Here is a 14,772-nt window from a genome sequence, read left to right as displayed (position 1 = left end):
GGGGGGCTGCGGCCGCTCCAGCGCCTGGCAGCGGATCAGGCAGGACTGCACCTCGCGCGGGTTGTCGATGCGCCGGGGCAGCACGGCGCCGCATTGCTGCCGGCAGCGCGGGCTATCCGGCGGCGCCTCGGCCTGCGCCAGCGCCGGGGTCGCCGCCAGCAGGCCCAGCCATATCATCGCGCCTGCCGCGCGCCATCTCATCCCGCACCTCCAGCCCTGAACCGGCGGCAGGCCGCCTTTCCGGCGCAATGCTTCCGGCGCGGCCTGTCAAAAATTGCAACTTCCATGAATGCGCCCGTCATGCCAGGCAACATACGGTGGTAGGATACCGCATGCGCCGCCTTTCGGCCCATGCCCCGCCCGGCATGGCGCCTTCCCTGCCAGCCGCCTCCGCCAAGCCTCCGCGCATTGCGCCCCGGCGTGGCGGGTTGCTGCGCCTGTTCCGCCTGCTGGTGTTGCTGACGGTCTGGGGCGGGGTCAGCCTCGGGCTGGCGCTGGTCTTCTTCACCTGGGACCTGCCGCGGCCGGAAGCGGCCCTGGTCGCCACCCGCCGCCCTTCCGTGACGCTGGAAGCCGCCGATGGCCGCCTGCTGGCCACCAGCGGCGACCTGTATGGGGAGCGCGTGCGGCTGGCCGATCTGCCGGCCTATGTGCCCGGCGCGCTGATGGCGGTGGAGGACCGCCGCTTCCGCAGCCATTTCGGCCTGGACCCGATCGGGCTGGCGCGGGCCGCCGTCGTCAACTGGCGCGCCGGCCGCGTGGTGCAGGGCGGCTCCACGCTGACGCAGCAATTGGCAAAAAACCTGTTCCTGACGCCGGAGCGCAACATGCGCCGCAAGGTGCAGGAAGCCCTGCTGGCGCTCTGGCTGGAAAGCCGCTTCACCAAGGACCAGTTGCTGGAGATCTACCTCAACCGCGTCTACCTCGGCGCCGGGGCCTATGGGGTGGATGCGGCGGCGCGGCTGTATTTCGGCGTGCCGGCGCGCAAGGTGACACTGTGGCAGGCGGCGATCCTGGCCGGGCTGCCCAAGGCGCCGTCCCGCTACAACCCGCGCGCCGCCCCCGATGCCGCCATCCGCCGCGGCACCGAGGTGCTGGAGGCCATGGCCGCCGCCGGGCTGATCACCGAAAGCCGCGCGCGCCAGGAAGCCGAGAAGATGACCCTGCCGCCGCGCCCCTCGGGCGATGCCGGCTGGTTCGCCGACTGGGTGCAGGACGACCTGGCCGAAAGCTTTCCCGGCAGCGGCGACCTGGAGTTGCGCACCACGCTGGACCTGAAGCTGCAGGCGGTGGTGGAGAAGCGCCTCGATGCCCTGCTCTCCGGCCCTGGCGCGGCGGCGCATGCCAGCCAGGGCGCGGTGCTGGTGCTGCAGGCCAGCGACGGCGCCGTGCGCGCCATGGTGGGCGGCCGCGACTACCGCCAGAGCCCTTTCAACCGCGCCACCACCGCGCGGAGGCAACCCGGATCGGCTTTCAAGCCTTTTGTCTGGCTGACGGCACTGGAACAGGGGCTGAGCCCCTCCAGCACCGTCTCGGACCTGCCGCTGAACCTGGGCGGCTGGTCCCCGGGCAATGGCCGGTGGCGGGCCCGGGGCGAAGTGTCGCTGGAGGATGCGCTGGCGCACAGCATCAACACCGCCGCCGTGCGGGTGCTGCTGGTGGCGGGCGGCGCGAAGCCGGTGGCGGCGGTGGCGGAACGGCTGGGCGTGCATGGGCGCTTTTCCAACGATGCCTCCCTGGCGCTCGGCACGGCGGAGGTGACGCTGCTGGACCTCGTCACCGGCTATGCCGCCTTCGCGAATGGGGGGCTGCGGGTGACGCCCCACGGAATCGCGCGGGCGGAGGGTTCCGGCCGCGTGCTGGCGGTGCCGCTGACGGCGCCGCAGCGGGTGATCTCGGCCGCGCATGCGGGCGAGATGCGCCGCATGCTGAACGCGGTGGTGGAGCGTGGCACCGGCCATGCGGCGGCGGTGCGCGGCCAGCGTGTCGGCGGCAAGACCGGCACCACGCAGGATTTCCGCGATGCCTGGTTTGTCGGCATCGCCGGGCGCTGGGTGATCGGGATCTGGCTGGGCAACGACAATGCCAGCCCTATGGATGAGGTGCAGGGCGGCGGTCTGCCGGCCCGGCTGTTCAGAGACATTGTTGAGGAGATGGGCGGTTGAAGGAAGCAGGCGACGTCATGGCAGGTCTGGCCCGGCCGATGCAGCACGCCGTGAACAACATGGTGATGGTGATGCAGGCCAACATGGACAGCGTGCTGGCCAGCCTGCCACCGGAGGACAAGGCCGCCATCCGGCTGGGCCGCGCCGCCCAGGCCGCCCATGACATGGAGGCGCTGGTGCGCGCCTTTCTGCGACTGGGCCGGCCGGAAGAGCATTCGCCGGTGGATTCCGGCCGCTTCCTCGGCACGGTGCAGCCCTTGCTCGCCCTGGTGGTGGGGCGGCCGCTGGCGGTGGAGAAGCCCGCCACCGCCACGGTGGCGCCGCGCCGCCCGGCGGTGGACCTGGCGCTGGTGGAGGCCTTCACCGGAGCCAAGGCGCTGCCGCGCAGCACCCCCCCGAAGGCGCGGCTGGAAGGCACCGTGCTGGAGGTCAACTGGCCGCTGCCCGAGGGCAGCGAGGCGGCGCTGGCCGAGGCCGGCATCGGCGCCGAGAGCGCCGGCGAGGGCACCCGGCTGCTGCTGCCGGCGGCCTGAGCGCCCCGGCCTTCCTCAGCCGGCGGCTATGCCGCGGCGGGCGATGGCGGCTTCCAGCGTATTCTCCAGCAGGCAGGCGATGGTCATGGGGCCGACGCCACCCGGCACCGGGGTGATGGCCCCGGCATGGGCCGAGGCCTCGGCAAAGGCCACGTCGCCCACCAGCTTGCCCGTGGGCAGGCGGTTGATGCCGACATCGATCACCGTGGCGCCTTCCGCCACCCAGTCGCCGCGCACCATTTCCGGCCGGCCCACGGCCGCCACCAGGATCTCCGCCCGGCGGCATTCGGCGGCGAGGTTCTGGGTACGGGAATGCACCACCGTCACCGTCGCATCCGCCGCCAGCAGCAGCGCCGCCATGGGCTTGCCCACAATGTTGGAGCGGCCCAGCACCACCGCCCGCGCCCCGCGCGGCGCCGTGCCGGCGGCGCGCAGCAGGTGCATCACGCCCTTGGGCGTGCAGGGCACCAGCGCCGGCTGGCCGGTGGCCAGCAGGCCGGCATTCACCGGGTGGAAGCCATCCACGTCCTTGGCCGGGTCGATGGCGCGCAGCACGGCATCGGCATGGATCTGCTTCGGCAAGGGAAGCTGCACCAGGATGCCGTCCACCTCCGGGTCGGCATTCAGCTCGGCCACCACGGCCAGCAATTCGGCCTCGCTGGTGGTCTCGGGCAGCTGCAGCGTGGCGCTGTTGAAGCCGGCCTGCTGCGCCGCGCGGTCCTTGTTGCGGACATAAACGCCGCTGGCCGGGTCGTCCCCCACCCGCACCACCCGCAGGCCGGGGGCGAAGCCGAGGATGCGCACGCGCTCCGCCAGCCGGGCGCGCAGGTCGGCCGCCACCGCCTTGCCGTCGATGATGCGTGCGCTCATGCCAGATTCTCCAGTGTCTTCAGCAATGCGGCGGGGTCGCCGGCGATGTGGCAGGTCTTTTCCCGCGAGGCCGCCCCCTGCACCACCGCGATCCGCGAAGGGGGGACATGCAGCGCCCCGGCCAGCAGCGCGCAGATGGCGCGGTTGGCCCGCCCATCCTCCGGCGCCTCGTTCACCGCCAGCTTCAGGCGCGGGCCATCGGCCGAGCAGACCAGGCCCTGCAGGCCGGGGCGACGGGCGCGGGGCTGCGCCTTGACGCGCAGCTCCACCCCATCCGCCACCGCCCGCCAGGCTTGGGCGGCATTCAGCCGGCCAGCAGCGGCCACAGCGTCTGCCAGAGGAAGATCCGCAGCGCGTAGAGCAGCAGGATCAGGATCATCGGCGACAGGTCGATGCCGCCAAGGTCGGGCATGAAGCGGCGGATGGGCCGCAGCGCCGGCTCCGTCACCTTGTAGAGGAAGTCCCCCACGGTCCACACGAAGCGGTTACGGGTGTCCAGCACGTTGAAGGACACCAGCAGGCTGAACACCGCGGCGATGATCAACGCCCATACGTAGAGCCCGATGAGCTGATCGATCAGCCAGAACAGTGCGTACATTGCCTCTCCTTCATCCCGCAGTCCGCCTTCATCTACGGAGCCGGGGCCATTGCGGCAAGCACCGCTTGACAGGTCTTGTGCCACAGGCAATAAGCCGGGCCTCGCGAGAGTGCGGGGCCGTAGCTCAGTTGGTAGAGCGCCTCGTTCGCAATGAGGAGGTCAGGGGTTCGATTCCCCTCGGCTCCACCACCGCACCCGCTATCCACAGAGATATCCCCAGATTTCCACCCGGCCTCGTCGCCGGCGCCATGGCCTTTGCCGTCTCGCAGCAACTCATGCCCCGCCGGCCTGTTCTGCACAGACCGCAACAGGAGTGAGGCGGAATGGCGGACAGGCTCGGCAGCCCCGTGGTGGTGATCACCGGGGCCTCCAGCGGCATCGGACAGGCCACGGCGGAAGCCTTCGCGCGCGACGGCGCCCGGCTGGTGCTGGCGGCGCGGGGCGAGCGGGCGCTGGAGGAGGTCGCGGCCCGTTGCCGGTCCCTGGGCGCCGATGTCATCGCCGTGCCCACCGATGTGACCGACCCCGAGGCGGTGGAGCGGCTGGCGGTGCGGGCGCGCGGCTTCGGCGGGCGGATCGATGTCTGGGTCAGCAATGTCGGCGTCGGCGCGGTCGGCCGCTACCACGACACGCCGATGCGGGCGCATGAGCAGGTGATCCGCGCCAACCTGCTCGGCCACATGCACGATGCCCATGCCGCCATCCCGCATTTCCTGCGCCAGGGGCGGGGCATCTTCATCAACATGATCTCGCTGGGCGGCTTCGCGGCGGCGCCCTTCGCGGCCGCCTATTCGGCCAGCAAGTTCGGGTTGCGCGGCTTTTCGGAGGCCCTGCGCGCCGAGCTGGCGGACCACCCCGGCATCCATGTCTGCGATGTCTACCCCGCCTTCATCGACACGCCGGGCCTGCGGCATGGCGCCAATTACACCGGGCGCGCCCTGTCCGCCCCGCCGCCGGTCTATGACGCCCGGCGGGTGGCCGCCGCCATCGTGCGCCTCTCGCACGCGCCGAAGCCCACCACCACGGTGGGCTGGGTGGCCGATGCCACGCGGCTGGCACATCTGCTGGCACCCAACTGGACCACGCGGCTGATGGCGCGCTTCATGGCCGCCTATTTCCGCCGCGCGCGCGGCGCGCCGGTCACCGACGGCAATCTCTTCGCCCCGCCGGCGGACGGCGGGCGGATCGATGGCGGGCTGCGGTCCTCCCGCCAGCGCATGCTCGGGCTGGGTCTGCTGGCCGGCTGCGCCCTGGTGCTGGTCAGCCTGGACCGCCGCTACGCCCGGCGCTGAAGGAAGCCCGGCGCAGGCGGTATTGAACGCCGGGCTCCAGGCTCGTCTTGCCACTCAACGGGCTCTGCACCATGCTTCCCGCAGGGCCCAGACCCCAACCCGTTCTCAGGAGCGTTCAATGGCTGCGAAATCGGCAGGACAGGACAAGAAGGCCACCGTCAAGCCGGCTAAGCCGGGCAACAAGCCCAATGCGCTGCAAACGCCGCTGAAGCCCTCCGCGGAGCTGGCGGCGGTGGTGGGCGAAGGCCCCCTGCCGCGTGGCGAGGTCGTCAGCAAGGTGTGGGAATACATCAAGTCCAAGGATCTGCAGAACCCGGAGAACCGGCGTGAGATCCTGGCCGACGACAAGCTGAAGAAGGTCTTCGGCAAGGACAAGGTGACCATGTTCGAGATGAACAAGCACCTGGCGGCCCATCTGAAGTAAGCCGGCCACCGGCGGCGCGGCGGGCAACCCCCGCCACCTGCCGGCGTTGGGACGTGGTCGCACCCGTCCCCCCTCCTCCGTGCCCGGCGCCCCCTCGCGCCGCGGCCGGCGTTCCGGCCCGGCGGGTGGCCCCCTGCCGCCCGGACCGATGCCAATCTTCCCTTCTCCCGCCCCCTCTCCTCCTCCCGCCACGCGCACCGGCGCCCTGCTGCTGGGCGCGGCGGTGGCGCTGGGTGCCATGGCGCTGTTCAACCACGCCGCCAGCCGCGCGGCGGAGCGGCGCCACCCGCCCCGGGGGCGCTTCCTGCGGGTTGAGGGACTCGACCTGCATTACCTGGAGCAAGGCGACCCTGGCGCGCCGGTGGTGGTGCTGGTGCATGGCAATGGCGCCATGGCCGAGGATTTCGCCGCCAGCGGGCTGATGGATCGCCTGGCGGCACGGCACCGCGTCATCGCCTTCGACCGTCCGGGCTTCGGCTATACCCCGCGCCCGCGCGGCCGTGTCTGGAGCGCCGATGCCCAGGCGGAGCTGCTGCTGGCGGCGCTGCGGCAGCTCGGCATCGCGAAGCCGGTGCTGGTGGGCCATTCCTGGGGCGTGCTGGTGGCGCTGGCCATGGCACTGCGCGGCGGCGCCGGGGCTCTGGTGCTGCTGGGCGGCTATGCGCTGCCCCAGCCACGGCCGGATGTGCTGCCGCCTTCCCTGCTGGCCCTTCCGCTGCTGGGGGACCTGCTGAGCCATACCGTGGCGCCGCTGCTCAACCGGCCGCTGCTGCCGGCGCTGCTGCGCCGCCTCTTCGCCCCCCGGCACATCACCCAGGGCTTCCGCATCGGCTTTCCCACCGAACTCGTGCTGCGGCCCGGCAGCCTGCGCGCCAGCGGCGGCGACACCGCGCTGATGATCCCGAGCGCCGCCGCCCTGTCCCCGCATTACGGCGGGCTGGACCTGCCCGTTACCATCATGGCCGGCACCGGGGACCGCATCGTGGATACCGCCAGGCAATCCGCCGCCCTGCACCGCCGCCTGCCCCGGAGCCGCTTCCTGCCGCTGGAGGATGCCGGCCACATGATCCACCACACCCATACCGGGGCCGTGGCCGAGGCCGTCGAATCCGCCGCCGCGCCACCGCCGCCTGGCTGAGCGCGGGGCGGCGGCATGCCGGCCATGCATTGCGCTGGCGGTTTCAGGGGCACAGTGTGGCGCTTCCCCCAGCCAGGAAGATGATGCCGCATGAGGCCGGACCGTCCCTCCTTCAACCGCCGCCGGCTGCGCCGCCTGCCGCTGCTCTCGCCGCGCCAGTGGCGGCGGCGGCTGGTCTTCTGGCTGGGCGCGGCGCTGGTGGGGGTGGTGGCGGTGGGTTTCGCGGCGGCGGCGGAGCAGGCGCAGCACCTCTTCTCCCGCATGGTGGCCTGGCAGCCGCTGCTGGTCCTGCTGCTGGCCCCGGGGGCGCTGGCGCTTTCCCTTTGGCTGACGCAGCGTTTCTTTCCCGGCGCCCAGGGCAGCGGCATCCCGCAGGTGATCGCGGCGCTGCATATCCAGGACCCCGCGCGCGCCGGGCGGCTGCTGACGCTGCGCATCGCGGCGGGCAAGGTGCTGCTGCTGCTGCTGGGCCTGCTCGGCGGCGCCTCCATCGGGCGGGAAGGCCCCACCGTGCAGGTCGGCGCCTCCATCATGCACGCGCTGGGGCGATGGCAGCGCCTGCCGCGGCCGGAGCTGCTGCGCCTGCTGGTGCTGGCCGGCGGCGGCGCCGGCGTGGCGGCCGCCTTCAACACGCCGCTGGCCGGGCTGGTCTTCGCCATCGAGGAACTCTCCCATTCCTCCTTCAAGGCGCGCACCGGCAGCCTGACCCTGACGGCGGTGGTGATCGCCGGCCTGACCGCCATCGGGCTGGTCGGCAACTACATCTATTTCGGGCAAAGCACGGCGCGGCTGGAGATGGGCCTGGCCTGGGTGGCGGTGCCGCTCTGCGGCCTGCTGGGCGGGCTGGCCGGCGGGCTCTTTTCCTCCATGCTCATCCATATCCCCCGCCTGCTGCCGGGCGCGGTGAAGCAGGTGGCGCTGCGCCACCCCGTGCTCTTCGCCGCCGGCTGCGGGCTGCTGATCGCGCTGATCGGCCTGGCCTCGGGCGGCACCAGCTACGGCACGGGCTATGAGCAGGCGAAGCTGCTGGTGGAAGGCCAGCCCGGCGTGCCGGAAAGCTTCGCCTTCTGGAAGCTGCTGGCCACCGTCGTCTCCTATCTCAGCGGCATCCCCGGCGGCATTTTTGCTCCTTCCCTTTCAGTAGGAGCCGGCATTGGGCACTGGCTGGGGGCGCTGCTGCCCGGCGCGCCGGCGGATGCGGTGGTGCTGCTGGGCATGGTGGCCTATTTCTCGGGCGTGGTGCAGGCGCCTATCACCGCCGGCGTCATTGTGCTGGAAATGACCGGCAACCACGGCATGGCCGTGCCGCTGATGGGCGCGGCGCTGATCGGCTTCGCGGCTTCCCGCCTCGTCTGCCGCCGGCCGCTTTATGCCACCATGGCGCGGCGCTTCATGGCCGGGCCGCATTGACCATGCAGCGCGGCGTTGAAGCCCGCGCCAATAAACTGCTATAGCAGATTTGCGGCGGCGCCCGGCGCTGCCCAGGGACATCCTCCCGGAGGAAACAGAATCATGACCGCCCTTCCCGAACGCGCGCGGAAAGCCCTCTCCGGCATTTCCGGCATCCTGGTCACGCCGCTCGATGCCAGCGACACGCCGCAGCCGCAGCGCCTGAAGCCCATCATCGACCGCTGCGCCCAGGCCGGCGTCGATGGCCTGACCATCAACGGCAATACCAGCGAATTCTACGGCCTGACCATGGCCGAGGCCGAGCGCATGCAGGCCGAGGTGCCGGCGCTGATCGGCGGCCGGACGCTGACCATCGCGGGCGTCGGCCGCTCCATCAAGGATGCGGTGCACCTGGCCTCCCGCGCCAAGGCCGATGGCTGCGACGCCATCATGATCCACCAGCCGCCCGATCCCTTCGTGGCCCCGCGCGGCGTGGTGGAATACGTGCGGCGCGTGGCGGATGCCGCCGGCCTGCCCGTGGTGCTCTACCTGCGCAACGACAGCATCGGCCTGCCGGCCATCGAGCAGCTCTGCCGCATCCCCGGCGTCGCCGGCGTGAAATGGGCCACGCCCAATGTCATGACCCTGGCCAAGGCCATCCACCGCGTCGGGCCCGACATCAACTTCGTCTGCGGCCTGGCCGAGCCCTGGGCGCCGCCGATGACCGCGGTCGGCGCCAAGGGCTTCACCTCCGGCCTGATCAACCTGCTGCCGGAACGCTCCGTCACCATCCGCGATGCGCTCGCGCGCGGCGACTACGCCACCGCCAACAGCACCATCGCCGGCATCGAGACCTTTGAGGCCCTGCGCGCGGAAGAGCAAAACGGCACCAATGTCTCCGTGGTGAAGTCGGCGCTGACGCTGACCGGCATCGATGTCGGCCATGCCCGCCCGCCGGCCGCCTGGCCGCTGGCGCCGGAAAGCGCCGCCAAGCTGGAAGCGCTGCTGAAGGAATGGGGCATGATGGCGGGCGCGGCCGCGGCCTGAAGGCAAGGCCAGGGGCGCCGCCCCTGGAACCCCGCCGGGGTGGAAAGTCCACCCCGGACCCCGCTGTGGGTTGTCATCCAGCCTGGGGCGTCTGGCGGAAATCCAGGGCCCCTGCCGTCTCCGCCATATTTATGCGTCTTCCGCCAAGCTTGGGGTTTGGCCCGCGCGCCCATTGGTGTAGATGCGATGCATTCGCATTCGCATCAGTAACCAGATGACGCAGAGGCAGCGCGGTATGGCAATGATCTCCTGGAGAATGGCGCCACGGGGGCGTGATCTGGCGCTGGCGACCACGGCGCTCAGCAGCCTGCTGCTGGCCTTGCCCGCCTCGGCCCAGGAGAGCACGGCCGCGCCGCTGACCCTGCCGGAAGAAACGCCCGCCGGCACCCTGGTGCTGCCCGAGGTCAACGTACAGGCCACCGCCTGGCGCGCCTGGCAGCCGGTGGAAGGCTATGTGGCGCCGCTGACCACCACCGGCACCAAGACCGACACGCCGCTGATCGAGACGCCGCAATCCGTGGGCATCGTCACGCGCGACCAGATCGACGACCAGGGCGCGCTCAATGTCTCCCAGGCGCTGCGCTACACCGCCGGCGTGCTGCCGGAAGTGCGGCCCACCTCGCGCTACGACAGCGTCTTCGTGCGCGGCTTCGGCGGCCAGGGCACCAGCGCCGCTTATGTGAACTTCCTCGATGGGCTGCGGCAGCAGCGCGGCATTTCCTACGCCATCCCCACCGTCGATCCCTGGCTGCTGGAGCGGATCGAGGTGCTGCGCGGCCCGGCCTCGGTGCTTTATGGCCAGACCGGCTCGGGCGGCATCGTCAACCTGGTCAGCCGCCGCCCGACCGAGGAAGCGGTGCATGAGGTGCGGCTGGAGGCCGGCAGTCATTCCCTGCTGCAGACCGCCTTCGACTTCGGCGGCAAGCTGACGGAGGATGGCCAGTTCCTCTACCGCCTGACCGGCATCGGCCGCATCGCCGAGACGCAATACGACTACAACAAGGAAAGCCGCATCGCCGTCGCCCCCGCCATCACCTGGCGGCCCACGGCCGATACCACGCTGACCGTGCTGGGCAATTACCAGTACGAGCCTGATGGCGGCTTCTACAACTTCGCCCCCGCCGTCGGCACCGTGCTGCCCAACCGCTTCGGCCGGCGGCTGCCCAGCAGCTTCTTCTCGGGCGATCCCAACTACAATCTGTTCCAGCGCCGCCTGGCCTCGATCGGCTACCAGCTGGAGCACCGCTTCGACGAGACCTGGACCTTCCGGCAGAATTTCCGCTACCAGCATATCGACGCCGAGTTCAAGGCGATCAGCGGCCGCGCGCTGGCGACCAACCAGCGCACCCTCTCGCGCTCCATCGTCCATTCCATCGAGCATGCCGATACCTTCGCGCTGGACAACCAGGCGCAGGCCACCTTCAGCACCGGGCCGATGGACCACACGATGCTCTTCGGCATCGACTGGGGCCGTTCCTCGGCCAAGCGGCGGCTGGGCAATGCCGGCCTTTCCCCCGCCTATGCGCTCGATATCTTCTCGCCCAGCTATGGCCTGGACTTCCCCGAGCCCACGCTGGCCACCACCACCCAGATCCAGGACCAGCTCGGCTTCTATGCCCAGGACCAGATTGCGCTGGGCAAGCTGCGGCTGACGCTGGGCCTGCGGCAGGACTTCGCCACCAGCGAGACGGTGACGCGCGCCACCGGCCGCAGCGCCAGCCAGGAAGACAGCGCCTTCACCTGGCGCGTCGGCGCGCTCTACCTCTTCGACAATGGCCTGGCGCCCTATGCCAGCTACGCCACCTCCTTCCTGCCCAATAGCGGCACCTATTCCCCCGCGCGCGGCGGCGCGCCCTTCGACCCCACCACGGGCGAGCAGTACGAGGCTGGCATCAAGTTCCAGCCGAACGGCTTCAACAGCTACATCCAGCTCGCCGCCTTCCAGATCCGGCAGCAGGACGTGCTGACGCCCGACCCGGCGGCCACCACCTACTCCATCCAGACCGGCGAGATCCGCTCCCGCGGCATCGAGCTGGAAGGACGTGCCAGCCTCAACGACAATCTCGACCTCATCGCCGCCTATGCCTACACCGATGCCGAGGTGACGGAGAGCACCACCGCCGGCGTCACCGGCAAGGCGGTGCCGCAGGTGCCCAAGCATTCCGCCAGCGCCTGGGCCGATTATCGCTTCACCGACGGCCCGCTGCGCGGCCTCGGCCTCGGCGCGGGTGTCCGCTACATCGGCAAGACGCCGGGGGACGAGACCAACAGCTTCCACGTCTCCTCCTTCACCCTCTTCGACGCCGCCATCCGCTACGACCTCGGCGCGCTGCGGGAAGACCTGAAGGGCGCGCAGCTCACGCTCAATGTCTCCAATATCGGGGACAAGGATTACGTCGCCTCCTGCTCCTCCGCCGATGCCTGCTACTTCGGCAACCGGCGCCTGGTGCTGGCGGGCCTGCGCTACAAGTGGTGAGCCCCTGGCCCGGCGCTGCCTTGCGGCGCCGGGCCGGCGCGATAGATTGACCCCCTAGCCAGGAGCATCAGCGGCATGACCGAGACCAAAGCCGGCCAGCCCGGCCGCCGCGCCCTGCTGGCGGCGCTGCTGGCCTCCCCCCTCGCCATGCCCGGCATCGCGCGCGCGCAGGGCAGCGTCAGCGCCCAGGACCTACTGGGCCGCGGCGTCACCCTGCCCCGCCCGGCACAGCGCGTGGTCTGCATGCCCGGCCGGCAACTGGCCGTGCTGAACCTGCTGCACCCCGACCCCGCCAGCCTGCTGGCCGGCTGGACCGGCGACATGCGCACCGGCGCCGTGGCCGAATACGCCGCCTACCGCCACCGCTTCCCGGCACTGGAGAGCGTGCCCGTGCTCGGCGCCGCCACGGTGCCCGACCCCGGCACGGTGGAGAAGATCCTGGCCCTCGGCGCCGACCTCGTGCTGCTCAGCCGCAACGCGGTGCAGGCCAGCGGCGGGCCAGACAGCGCCATCCTGCGCAGCCTTTCCGATGCCGGGCTGCCCTTCGCGGTGGTGGATTTCTTCGCCAGCCCGCTCCGCGACACCATCCCCAGCCTGACCGCCCTCGGCCGCCTGCTGGGGCGGGAGGAACAGGCCAGCGCCTTCACCGCCTTCTATGCCGAGACGCTGGACCGCGTGCGCGCCCGCACCGCCGGGCTCGACGCCGCCCCACGTGTGATGATGCACGCCCATGCCGGCGGCACCGCCTGCTGCAATTCCCCCGGCCAGGGCACCTTCAACGACTTCATCCGCATGGCCGGCGGCCACAATATCGGCGCCGATGTGCTGCCCGGCGCCATCGGGCCGCTGACGCTGGAATATGTGCTGGACCAGGACCCGAAGGTCTATGTCGCCACCGGCGGCTCCTACAACGGCCGCGGCGGCGTGCTGCTGGGCGCGGGCGTCCAGCCCGGCCCCGCCCGCGCCAGCCTGCGGGAGGTGGTGGAGGGCGCCCATCTCCAGGCCCTGACGGCGGTGCGCGAAGGCCGCGCCCATGCCATCTGGCACGGCTGCAACGACAACCCGACGCATATGATCGCCATCGAGGCCCTGCTGCGCTGGATTCATCCCGAACGCGCGGAGGGCATCGACCCGGCGCGGACGCTGGAGACCATGAACAAGCGCTTCGCGGCGGTGCCGATGGAAGGGACCTACTGGGTCGATCTCTGACCGGGCGGGGCCAGAAGGGGCGCCGCCCCTTCCGGACCTTCCCCGCTGGGGTGACAGGGTCACCCCAGGCCCCGCCATCCGTTCAGCGGCGGATGGGGTCCAGGCCGGTCGCGGCAATCATGGGCGCGGCTTCGGGGGAACTCAGGAAGGTCATGAGCTGCCGCGCGGCCTCGGGCTGCTGCGCCCGGCGGCCCAATGCGGCGGAGGCGAAGGAGACCTTCTGCACCTCCTCCGGGATGCGGATTACCTCGATGCCGGGGATCGGCAGCAGTTCCGAGATCTGCTGCAACCCCATGGCCGCATCGCCCCGCGCCACCACGGCACCGATGCGGTCCGGGAACCAGCGGCGGGACTTCGGCATCACCTGTTCCGCGATGCCGAGGCGCTGCACCAGTTCCGTTTCATAGAAGCGGCCGGAACCACTGGGGGAATAGGCGATGCTCGGCGCCGCCAGCAAAGCGGCGCGCATGGCATCCACCGTGGACATATCCGGCTTCGGCGTGCCGGCGCGCACCGCGAAGGCGACGCGGGTTTCCGCCAGCCGCGTCACGCTGCCCGCGTCCAGGTGCCCGGCACCAGCCAGGGCCTCCAGCGCATCCTCCAGCGCCAGCACCACATCCGCCGGCTCCCCGCGCCCCAGGCGCTGCGGCAGCGCATCCGGCGCCGGGCCGAAGGAGGCCCCAAAGGCGCTGACCAGACGGTGGCCGGTGCGGCGCTCGAATTCCGGCGCCAGCCGCTGATAGGCGGCGGTGAAGCTGCCGGAGGAGAGCACATGGATCTCCACCCCCGCCGCCCGCGCGGCGCGCGACACAACCGGGGCCGCCAGCCCAGCCAGCAGCAGGCGACGCGATAACTTGGCCATGAACGCCTTCCCTCCAACCGGTCTCGTGCCGGCGCGGCGGGGAGGATATCGGGGCTTCTCTTCAGCGAGCTATCGCTTCTTCCGCCCCAGCTATAACCATTCGAAGCGGGGTCCGGGGTGGAGTTTCCACCCCGGCGGGGCTCCAGGGGCAGCGCCCCTGGCCTTCACTCCGCCGCGCGGAAGCGCGCCATGAAGAACCCGTCCATGCCGCCATGCTCTTCCCAGAGGTCCGGCCGCGTCCGCAGCCAGCCTTCTGGCGTGATGGCGCCTTCCAGCCCCGGCACTTCCTCCGGCCGGATGGGGTCCGGCAGCAGCCCGGCGGGCGGGTTGGCGGCCTGGGCCTCGCCTTCCTCCGGTTGCAGGGAGCAGGTGGCGAAGACCAGCCGCCCGCCCGGCGCCAGCAGCTTGGCCGCATGGGCCAGCATCGGGCCCTGCAGCCCGGCCAGGGTCGGGATATCGGTCGGGCGCTTCAGGTAGGGCACGTCCGGGTGGCGGCGGATGGTGCCGGTGGCGGAACAGGGCGCATCCAGCAGGATGGCGTCGAAGCGGTGGCCGGGGTCCCATTCCGTCGCATCCCCCTGCACCACCCGGGCATCGAGGCCGAGGCGCGCGAGGTTCTCCCGCAGGCGCAGGATGCGGGTGGGGTCGCGTTCCACCGCCACCACCTCGGCCCCCGTGGCGGCGAGCTGGGCGGTCTTGCCGCCGGGGGCGGCGCAAAGGTCGGCCACGCGCTCACCGGCGCGGGCGGCCAGCAGGCGGGCCGGCAGGG

Annotated in this window: 14 protein-coding genes and 1 tRNA gene; 10 read left to right on the top strand and 5 right to left on the bottom strand. The window is 71.4% G+C overall.

Annotation, left to right across the window (positions count from 1 at the left end):
• Positions 1-332 precede the first annotated feature (332 nt).
• Positions 333-2,165 (top strand): transglycosylase domain-containing protein, encoded by a 1,833-nt coding sequence (locus tag IBL25_RS19130; RefSeq protein WP_238940532.1) that lies wholly within the window; start codon positions 333-335, stop codon positions 2,163-2,165.
• Positions 2,166-2,182: 17 nt separating this feature from the next.
• On the top strand, positions 2,183-2,698 hold the full coding sequence (locus IBL25_RS19125; protein WP_187780115.1) for a hypothetical protein: 516 nt from the start codon (positions 2,183-2,185) through the stop codon (positions 2,696-2,698).
• Between the two features lie 15 nt (positions 2,699-2,713).
• Here the strand turns inward: IBL25_RS19125 and folD are convergent, their stop codons facing one another.
• From folD to IBL25_RS19110, 3 genes are read right to left on the bottom strand one after another with little or no spacing between them, the layout of a single operon-like run.
• Complete coding sequence (gene folD, locus IBL25_RS19120) at positions 2,714-3,568, bottom strand: bifunctional methylenetetrahydrofolate dehydrogenase/methenyltetrahydrofolate cyclohydrolase FolD (RefSeq protein ID WP_187780114.1); 855 nt, start codon at positions 3,566-3,568, stop codon at positions 2,714-2,716.
• A complete protein-coding gene (locus IBL25_RS19115) occupies positions 3,565-3,894 on the bottom strand; it encodes a DUF167 domain-containing protein (protein ID WP_187780113.1) in 330 nt (109 codons plus the stop codon). Before IBL25_RS19115 ends, folD begins: the two co-directional genes overlap by 4 nt.
• Positions 3,873-4,166 (bottom strand): YggT family protein, encoded by a 294-nt coding sequence (locus IBL25_RS19110; RefSeq protein ID WP_187780112.1) that lies wholly within the window; start codon positions 4,164-4,166, stop codon positions 3,873-3,875. Before IBL25_RS19110 ends, IBL25_RS19115 begins: the two co-directional genes overlap by 22 nt.
• A 113-nt stretch (positions 4,167-4,279) precedes the next feature.
• Between IBL25_RS19110 and IBL25_RS19105 the strand changes: the two genes are divergently transcribed.
• The 8 genes from IBL25_RS19105 to IBL25_RS19070 all read left to right on the top strand — a co-directional run bounded on the left by IBL25_RS19105 (position 4,280) and on the right by IBL25_RS19070 (position 13,141).
• A tRNA-Ala gene (locus tag IBL25_RS19105) sits at positions 4,280-4,355 on the top strand.
• Between the two features lie 134 nt (positions 4,356-4,489).
• Positions 4,490-5,458 (top strand): SDR family oxidoreductase, encoded by a 969-nt coding sequence (locus IBL25_RS19100; protein WP_187780111.1) that lies wholly within the window; start codon positions 4,490-4,492, stop codon positions 5,456-5,458.
• A gap of 118 nt (positions 5,459-5,576) precedes the next feature.
• On the top strand, positions 5,577-5,882 hold the full coding sequence (locus tag IBL25_RS19095; protein ID WP_120638211.1) for an SWIB/MDM2 domain-containing protein: 306 nt from the start codon (positions 5,577-5,579) through the stop codon (positions 5,880-5,882).
• Between the two features lie 148 nt (positions 5,883-6,030).
• Positions 6,031-7,020, top strand: coding sequence for an alpha/beta fold hydrolase (locus IBL25_RS19090; RefSeq protein WP_187780110.1), 990 nt, complete (start codon positions 6,031-6,033; stop codon positions 7,018-7,020).
• Between the two features lie 90 nt (positions 7,021-7,110).
• Positions 7,111-8,430 carry a chloride channel protein gene (locus IBL25_RS19085; protein WP_187780109.1) on the top strand — a complete coding sequence of 440 codons (1,320 nt, stop codon included), beginning with the start codon at positions 7,111-7,113 and terminating at the stop codon, positions 8,428-8,430.
• Positions 8,431-8,532: 102 nt separating this feature from the next.
• A complete protein-coding gene (locus tag IBL25_RS19080; RefSeq protein WP_187780108.1) occupies positions 8,533-9,456 on the top strand; it encodes a dihydrodipicolinate synthase family protein in 924 nt (307 codons plus the stop codon).
• A gap of 256 nt (positions 9,457-9,712) precedes the next feature.
• A complete protein-coding gene (locus IBL25_RS19075; RefSeq protein WP_187780107.1) occupies positions 9,713-11,932 on the top strand; it encodes a TonB-dependent siderophore receptor in 2,220 nt (739 codons plus the stop codon).
• 75 nt (positions 11,933-12,007) lie between these two features.
• Positions 12,008-13,141, top strand: coding sequence for an ABC transporter substrate-binding protein (locus tag IBL25_RS19070; RefSeq protein ID WP_187780106.1), 1,134 nt, complete (start codon positions 12,008-12,010; stop codon positions 13,139-13,141).
• A gap of 82 nt (positions 13,142-13,223) precedes the next feature.
• On the opposite strand, the gene IBL25_RS19065 is transcribed toward IBL25_RS19070, so the two are convergent.
• Complete coding sequence (locus IBL25_RS19065; RefSeq protein ID WP_187780105.1) at positions 13,224-14,003, bottom strand: substrate-binding domain-containing protein; 780 nt, start codon at positions 14,001-14,003, stop codon at positions 13,224-13,226.
• Between the two features lie 164 nt (positions 14,004-14,167).
• Positions 14,168-14,772 (bottom strand): RsmB/NOP family class I SAM-dependent RNA methyltransferase (locus IBL25_RS19060; RefSeq protein WP_187780104.1); only part of this gene is annotated, 605 nt, incomplete at its 5' end.

The sequence above is a fragment of the Pseudoroseomonas ludipueritiae genome, from assembly GCF_014490445.1.
GTDB lineage: Bacteria > Pseudomonadota > Alphaproteobacteria > Acetobacterales > Acetobacteraceae > Pseudoroseomonas > Pseudoroseomonas ludipueritiae.
Note: the sequence above shows the minus strand (reverse complement) of the source record. Positions and strands in the feature narration are given on the sequence as shown.

What these genes read in the sequence shown, in the direction of transcription:
- IBL25_RS19100 (WP_187780111.1), top strand. Translation starts at nt 4,490, where the DNA reads ATGGCGGACAGGCTCGGCAGCCCCGTGGTGGTGATCACCGGGGCCTCC.
- IBL25_RS19065 (WP_187780105.1), bottom strand. Translation starts at nt 14,003, where the DNA reads ATGGCCAAGTTATCGCGTCGCCTGCTGCTGGCTGGGCTGGCGGCCCCG.
- IBL25_RS19085 (WP_187780109.1), top strand. Translation starts at nt 7,111, where the DNA reads ATGAGGCCGGACCGTCCCTCCTTCAACCGCCGCCGGCTGCGCCGCCTG.
- IBL25_RS19075 (WP_187780107.1), top strand. Translation starts at nt 9,713, where the DNA reads ATGGCGCCACGGGGGCGTGATCTGGCGCTGGCGACCACGGCGCTCAGC.
- IBL25_RS19125 (WP_187780115.1), top strand. Translation starts at nt 2,183, where the DNA reads ATGGCAGGTCTGGCCCGGCCGATGCAGCACGCCGTGAACAACATGGTG.
- IBL25_RS19130 (WP_238940532.1), top strand. Translation starts at nt 333, where the DNA reads ATGCGCCGCCTTTCGGCCCATGCCCCGCCCGGCATGGCGCCTTCCCTG.
- IBL25_RS19095 (WP_120638211.1), top strand. Translation starts at nt 5,577, where the DNA reads ATGGCTGCGAAATCGGCAGGACAGGACAAGAAGGCCACCGTCAAGCCG.
- IBL25_RS19070 (WP_187780106.1), top strand. Translation starts at nt 12,008, where the DNA reads ATGACCGAGACCAAAGCCGGCCAGCCCGGCCGCCGCGCCCTGCTGGCG.
- IBL25_RS19080 (WP_187780108.1), top strand. Translation starts at nt 8,533, where the DNA reads ATGACCGCCCTTCCCGAACGCGCGCGGAAAGCCCTCTCCGGCATTTCC.
- IBL25_RS19110 (WP_187780112.1), bottom strand. Translation starts at nt 4,166, where the DNA reads ATGTACGCACTGTTCTGGCTGATCGATCAGCTCATCGGGCTCTACGTA.
- IBL25_RS19090 (WP_187780110.1), top strand. Translation starts at nt 6,031, where the DNA reads ATGCCAATCTTCCCTTCTCCCGCCCCCTCTCCTCCTCCCGCCACGCGC.
- folD (WP_187780114.1), bottom strand. Translation starts at nt 3,568, where the DNA reads ATGAGCGCACGCATCATCGACGGCAAGGCGGTGGCGGCCGACCTGCGC.